Genomic DNA, 6,279 nt, shown 5'->3' with positions numbered 1-6,279 from the left:
CTCGGCGCGCTGGTCATCGCGGCGGCCACGCTGCTTGTGTTCTTCCATCTGCCGCTGCCCTGGTACGAGGGCGCGCCGCTGTCGATGCCCTTCATCTATGTCGCCGGCATGTGGATGGCGGTGTTCGCCTCGATCGCCTTCACCGCGATTTACGCCTTCCGCGTCGCGGCCGAGGCACGCCTGCTCGCCAACGCGCTAGCCGCCACCGAGCTGGTGCTGCAGCGCGAGCAGCATCTTTCGGCGCTCGACGGCCTCGCGGCGGCCGCCGCGCATGAGCTCGGCACACCTTTGGCCACCATCACCGTCGTCGCCAAGGAAATGGAAAAGGCGCTGGGCGAAGATCCGAAATTCAGCGAGGACGTGAAGCTGCTGCGCTCGCAAAGCGAGCGTTGCCGCGAGATCCTGAAGCGGCTGACCAGCCTGTCCTCGGAAGGCGAGGCGCATCTTTCGCGCCTGCCGCTGACCTCGCTGGTCGAGGAAGTGACGGCGCCGCACCGCGACTTCGGCATCTCGATCCGGCTGCGCCCCGGCGAGCGCATCGGCCCGGAGCCGGTCGGGCAGCGCAGCCCGGGCGTCATCTACGGGCTCGGCAATCTGGTCGAGAACGCCGTCGACTTCGCCAAGGACACGGTCACCGTCAGATGGAACTGGGACAATGAGGAGGTCTCCTTCTCCATCATCGACGACGGGCCGGGCTTCCCGCCGGAAATCATCGACCGCATCGGCGAGCCCTATATGTCGACGCGCCAGGGGACAGAGGCCGGCGGCGGCCTCGGGCTCGGGCTTTTCATCGCCAAGACGTTGCTGGAGCGCTCGGGCGCGACGATCGATTTTCGCAATTCGAGCGGGCTCGGCGAGGGGGCGGTGGTGCAGATCACCTGGCCCCGCGGCGTCTTCCTCAATCCCGAGCATGCCCCGGGCACCGCATTCGACAATGCGTGAGCCTATGCATTTGGCGCATGGCAGCTTTGTTGCCGGCTGTAAAAATTGGACATTGCAGTTGCAGAATTGTATCTGCGTAAAAGTAAGGCAGTAGGATGCTGACGCAAATGAGCGCAGAAGAACCCACCGGCGCAATGGTAGAAGGCGAGGACACCTCGCTGCTGATCGTCGACGACGACAAGCCATTTCTCACCCGGCTTGCCCGCGCCATGGAAACCAGGGGCTTCGCGGTCGAGACGGCGGAAAGCGTGGAAGAGGCGGTCGCCAAGGCGCGCGCTCGCCCGCCGGCTTATGCGGTAGTCGACATGCGGCTCGGCGACGGCAACGGCCTCGACGTGGTCGCCGCCATCCGCGAGAAGCGCGACGATTCCCGCACCATCATCCTGACCGGCTACGGCAACATCGCCACCGCGGTGACGGCGGTGAAGCTCGGCGCCGTCGACTACCTGTCGAAGCCCGCCGATGCCGACGACGTATTTGCGGCGCTGACCCGCACCGCGGGCGAGCGGGCCGCACCCCCGGAAAACCCAATGTCGGCCGACCGCGTGCGCTGGGAACATATCCAGCGCGTCTACGAAATGTGCGACCGCAACGTCTCCGAGACCGCGCGCCGGCTCAACATGCACCGGCGCACCCTGCAGCGGATTCTGGCAAAGCGGGCGCCGCGGTAACCTGCTTAAACACGCGTACGGTGCTGCCGATGGCGGGTGTCGAAGGCAGCGCTGGCTGCCGCCTAGCAACGCTGGCGACTGGCGAAAACCGTGATGAGAGCGCCCTCTCCCCGCCATACGGGGAGAGGATGCCGGCAGGCAGGTGAGGGGCGGCGCCGGCGCTTGCAAGGAGGGCGACGCTGACCGACCGGTCCAATGCTTGCCCGGTCGTGCAAGTTTGAGCATCATCCGCGAAGGACACCGGCCGGCGGGCCATGTGACGGAGGGGGCATGCGCGACGAGCGGCCGAAATCGATGCTTCGCGAATTCCTCGACGGTGAGGCGGCCGGCGGCATCATCCTGATGGCGGCCGCCGCCCTTGCGCTCATCGTCGCAAACTCGCCGTTTGCCGAAATCTATTTCGCCGCCCTCCACGCCTATCTCGGGCCGCTCAGCGTCTCGCACTGGATCAATGACGGGCTTATGGCGGTGTTCTTCCTCCTGGTCGGGCTGGAGATCAAGCGCGAGATGCTGGACGGTCAGCTCTCAACCTGGCCGCGCCGCGTGCTGCCGGGCATCGCTGCGGCCGGCGGCATGGTGTTTCCGGCGCTGGTCTATGTGTTGGTCAACCGCGACAACCAGGCGGCCCTTCCCGGCTGGGCGATCCCCACCGCCACCGACATCGCCTTCGCGCTGGGCGTGCTGTCGCTGCTCGGCAGCCGCGTGCCGGCCTCGCTGAAAGTGTTTCTTACCGCTTTGGCCATCATCGACGATCTCGGCGCCGTCATCATCATCGCGCTGTTCTACACCAGCGGCCTGTCGCTCGCCTATCTCGGCGCCGCCTTCGCGGTCATCGCCGTATTGATCGTGCTCAACCGCATGCGGGTGATGAACCTCTTGCCCTATCTCGTGCTGGGCGCGCTGCTTTGGGTGCTGGTGCTGAAATCGGGCGTGCATGCGACGCTTGCCGGCGTGGCGCTGGCGCTCACCATTCCGCTCGAGCGTTCGCCCGGCATCGGTCACGACGTCGAGCACTCGCCGCTGCACCGGCTGGAACACGGCCTGCACAAGCTCGTGCCCTTCATCGTCATCCCGATCTTCGGCTTCGCCAATGCCGGCGTCTCGCTCGGCGGCCTGAGCGTTGCCGCGCTGGTCGAGCCTCTGACGCTGGGCGTCGCCGCCGGCCTCGTCGTCGGCAAGCTGGTCGGCGTCTTCGGCTCCTCGGCTCTCGCCATCCGGCTGGGCCTCGCCGACCTGCCGGCCAATGCCGGCTGGCTGCACATGATCGGCATTTCGCTTCTGTGCGGTATAGGCTTCACCATGAGCCTGTTCATCGGCCTGCTCGCCTTCGCCAATGACGCCGCCCTTCAAGACGCGGTGAAGGTCGGCATCCTCGCCGGCTCGCTGATCGCCGCGCTGGTCGGCGCGGCGGTGCTGCTGATGGCGCCGGCGACAGGTGGCGCCGAAGAAGAAGTGGAGTAGGGCAGCGGGGAACGCGGTCTTGCCGATCAATGGAAGCGTTGTAAGGCGCACCACTACTTTCCGATGACTTGAATTTGATGAGTTGAAGCTATCGCTGGAATGCTAGCGTGCTTCAGCGTGCCGTCAAACAGCGGCGGGGTAATTCACTCGGTTAAGGGGTCAGCAATAATGGTATGCCGCACAACAAGTGTCATAGCAACGGTCGCGGTTTTGGGCCTTGGGCTCTCTCCGGCGGCCGCGTTCACACATCTGTCGAGCTACGAAAAAACAGCACTGACTGGCCAGGAGATTCTCGTCTTTAAGGGAGCGAGCCTGAACGTGGACTGCTCTTCTGCCGGCAAGGACGATGTAAAAATCATCTCCGGGCCGAGCCATGGGGAAGTTAGGTTGGTTGAAGGGAAGGTTTACACATCTTTTGCGAAAACCAACCAGAGGTTTAAATGCAATTCTCGAAAGGTCGACGGAATAAAAGGCGTCTACAAATCGGCTGCCGGGTTCAAGGGGCAGGATCAGATGACCTTCTCGGTTCATACTTTTGATGGGAACGCGTACAAGATCGTCGTGGACGTCAATGTCGAGTAGGGGCTGCGATTTGGGTCCCGGCGCAGTGCAGCCCGGTGCTGCGCGGCCCGCGGCCAGCGACGACGAGATCGCGTCCTACTCGCTTTCGCCGTCCAGCACCGGCACCGAAACACCGGCAAGCTCCGCCGCCAGCAGCCGCGCCGCGCCCGCACGCGCGATGCGCAACATCAGCGCCTTGCGCGTCGCGGCGGCCATGCGGTGCTCCGGCGCCTCGCGCAAGATCTCCGCGCCATAGCCGTCGGAGAGGATGAAGCCGCACTCCTCCGGAAAGATTTCCGCGGGCACGCCGGGATGGGTGGCGAAGAAGAAGCGGTCGGCATGCAGCCGGTAGTCCGGCCATTTGCGGTCAACGCGGAAATCCTCGATCGAGGATTTGATCTCGATGATCCAGATGTCGCCCTGCCGGGTCAGCGCGACAAGATCGGCCCGCCGGCCGGTGGCCAGGGATAGCTCCGGCAGCACATGCGCGCCCATTTGGCTGAGCAGCCGCTGCACGCCGCGCCGCACCAGCATGGCGCGCTCCGACTGGCGACCGTCGATCAGCGGGTTCAGGGGAATCGGGGAAACGATAGGCATGGCAGGCACCATGCCAGATTTTGTTCACGGTTTGAACCCGATATCAAAACATGATTATATATTTGACAGACCCCCGGATTTGACGGCGCCTAGTTAATGTCGGCACCGGATCCATCATATTATCCGCTGGCGGGCTGGGAGCTCACTTGTTGAGCCGTTAGCGCTTGCTATCGGGCCATCTTGACCAGTGTGGGTTCCGATATTTCGTCATCGCAAATCCCCCTCAAACGAGAAGCTCAATCAGCAGCGGTTAAAGCAGGGTGTCTATTGCGCCTGCCGAGGCCAACCGGTTTGTCCAAAGGCTATGCGCCGGTTGTACAGGCCTCTATCGCGCCTCCCCCAGATCCCCTTCGAAGATCAGCAGGACGCGGTTCGACGCCTGCAGCGCAAACCGCTTCGCTTCCTCGTAAGACGGGTCGTCATAGCAAGCCATGGCAGCTTCCAATGACGGGAATTCGACGACGATCACCCGACCGGCATCGCGCGCCTCCACCAGCAGGGGCGGCACTTTCGAAGGATTGCTGCGTGCCTGATATTTCTCGCCGATGGGCTTCCACAGCCTGGCGTATTCGGCTTGCGCTTCCTGATCCGAAATCTCGGTGCCGACGATGAGCCAGTATCCCTTCATGGTGGAGCACTCCTGCCGAGGATTTGTTGCTCGCTCAAGAGCTAAGATAGAGATTGGATACTTGTCTAGCTTCGGCTCGGCGACTTCACGCCGCCCCCGCCATGTCATCCAAGATCGGGCAGTCCGGCCGGTCGTCGCCGTGGCAGGCGTGGATCAGCTTCTGCAGCGTTGCGCGCATCGACTGCAGTTCGCGCACCTTTTCCTCGATCGCCCTGACATGGGCGCTGGCGATTTCGCGCACGTCGTGGCTGGCGCGGTCGCGGTCCTGATAAAGCGCCATCAGCTGCCTGCAATCGTCGATTGAAAAGCCGAGGTTGCGGGCGCGGCGCAAGAAGGCCAGCCGGTGCACGTCGTCGCGCGAGTAGTCGCGGTAGCCGTTTTCGGCGCGCGCCGGCAGGATCAGGCCGATCTCCTCATAGTAGCGGATGGTCTTGGCCGGCAGGCCGGAACGCTCGGCGGCATCACCGACATTCATGGCGCTCTCCTGTCTCCGGCAGCCCTTCCGGCTGCCCCGTTGATTTTACTTCACAATCTCGCGACCCCTGTTGCCGAAATGCCGCAGTTCGGCACTTACCGGCAGGGAAGGTCATGCATATAGGCAGTGCGCGCTTGGCAAGCAAAAGAAATGCCAGCATGAATGATGGTGAGAAAGCGGCCGACTCGTGCCGCTGATAAAAGGCAGGGCGTCGGACCTATTCATGCGCTTGAAGTCGTTTGCAATCGTCGCCGCCCTTGCGCTGTCGACCGCGATCAGCGGGTGCAGCACCATCGGCGGGCAGATCTTCACCAACAACTATGGCGCGATGACCGATGCCGGCTATCAGCTGCCGCGCATCCCGATCGAGAAGGTTCCGGCCCGCTTCCGCCGGCAGGAAGTGCGCTACGACACTCCCGAGAAGCCCGGCACCATCATCGTCGACACCCAGAACAAGTTCCTCTACTTCGTCGAGGGTGACGGCATGGCCATGCGCTACGGCATCGGTGTCGGCCGCGAGGGCTTCGAGTGGCACGGCACCGCCCATATCGCGCTGAAGCGCGAATGGCCGACCTGGACGCCGCCGGCGCCGATGATCAAGCGCCAGCCCGAACTCGCCAAATTCGCCGGCGGCATGGAGCCGGGCCTGAAGAACCCGCTCGGCGCGCGCGCCATGTATCTGTTCAACAAGGGCGGCGACATGGGCTACCGCCTGCATGGCAGCCCGGAGTGGTTCTCCATCGGCAAGGCGATGTCGTCGGGCTGCATCCGCCTGATGAACCAGGACATTATCGATCTCTACGACCGCACTTCGGTCGGCGCCAAGGTCATCGTGATGTGATCACGATGGCCGCGGACAAAAGCTTGCGTGCGCGGACCGTCTAGGCAACAACAAGACGTCCAAAGACAGAAAACCGGGCTGTTGGGGCCCGGTTTTTTGTTTT

At 63.6% G+C, this 6,279-nt stretch carries 8 protein-coding genes; 5 read left to right on the top strand and 3 right to left on the bottom strand.

The window, feature by feature from the left end; translation table 11 throughout:
* From EOA32_RS11365 to EOA32_RS11350, 4 genes are all read left to right on the top strand, one after another.
* Window positions 1-942 (top strand): ActS/PrrB/RegB family redox-sensitive histidine kinase (locus tag EOA32_RS11365; protein ID WP_145971285.1); only part of this gene is annotated, 942 nt, incomplete at its 5' end.
* A 107-nt stretch (window positions 943-1,049) separates the two neighbouring features.
* Window positions 1,050-1,613: an ActR/PrrA/RegA family redox response regulator transcription factor gene (locus EOA32_RS11360; protein WP_040974834.1), complete on the top strand. Its 564-nt coding sequence runs from the start codon at window positions 1,050-1,052 to the stop codon at window positions 1,611-1,613.
* A 270-nt stretch (window positions 1,614-1,883) separates the two neighbouring features.
* Window positions 1,884-3,074, top strand: a complete 1,191-nt coding sequence (nhaA, locus tag EOA32_RS11355; protein ID WP_128371785.1) for a Na+/H+ antiporter NhaA — start codon at window positions 1,884-1,886, stop codon at window positions 3,072-3,074.
* Between the two features lie 117 nt (window positions 3,075-3,191).
* Window positions 3,192-3,656: a hypothetical protein gene (locus EOA32_RS11350; protein WP_245499243.1), complete on the top strand. Its 465-nt coding sequence runs from the start codon at window positions 3,192-3,194 to the stop codon at window positions 3,654-3,656.
* Window positions 3,657-3,731: 75 nt separating this feature from the next.
* Here the strand turns inward: EOA32_RS11350 and EOA32_RS11345 are convergent, their stop codons facing one another.
* The 3 genes from EOA32_RS11345 to cueR form a co-directional block, all read right to left on the bottom strand.
* Complete coding sequence (locus EOA32_RS11345; RefSeq protein ID WP_179294504.1) at window positions 3,732-4,232, bottom strand: MmcB family DNA repair protein; 501 nt, start codon at window positions 4,230-4,232, stop codon at window positions 3,732-3,734.
* A 325-nt stretch (window positions 4,233-4,557) separates the two neighbouring features.
* A complete protein-coding gene (locus tag EOA32_RS11340; protein WP_128371784.1) occupies window positions 4,558-4,860 on the bottom strand; it encodes a DUF1330 domain-containing protein in 303 nt (100 codons plus the stop codon).
* 85 nt (window positions 4,861-4,945) lie between these two features.
* Window positions 4,946-5,335, bottom strand: coding sequence for a Cu(I)-responsive transcriptional regulator (gene cueR / locus EOA32_RS11335; protein ID WP_067003523.1), 390 nt, complete (start codon window positions 5,333-5,335; stop codon window positions 4,946-4,948).
* A 223-nt stretch (window positions 5,336-5,558) separates the two neighbouring features.
* Between cueR and EOA32_RS11330 the strand changes: the two genes are divergently transcribed.
* Entirely contained in the window at window positions 5,559-6,176 is a 618-nt protein-coding gene (locus EOA32_RS11330) for a L,D-transpeptidase (RefSeq protein WP_067003525.1), read from the top strand.
* The last annotated feature ends 103 nt before the right edge of the window (window positions 6,177-6,279 follow it).

Origin of the sequence: Mesorhizobium sp. M1A.F.Ca.ET.072.01.1.1, from assembly GCF_004023325.1 — a bacterium.
Lineage (GTDB): Bacteria > Pseudomonadota > Alphaproteobacteria > Rhizobiales > Rhizobiaceae > Mesorhizobium.
The sequence above is the reverse complement of the archived record's forward strand: the minus strand, read 5'-3'. Positions and strand labels throughout refer to the sequence as shown.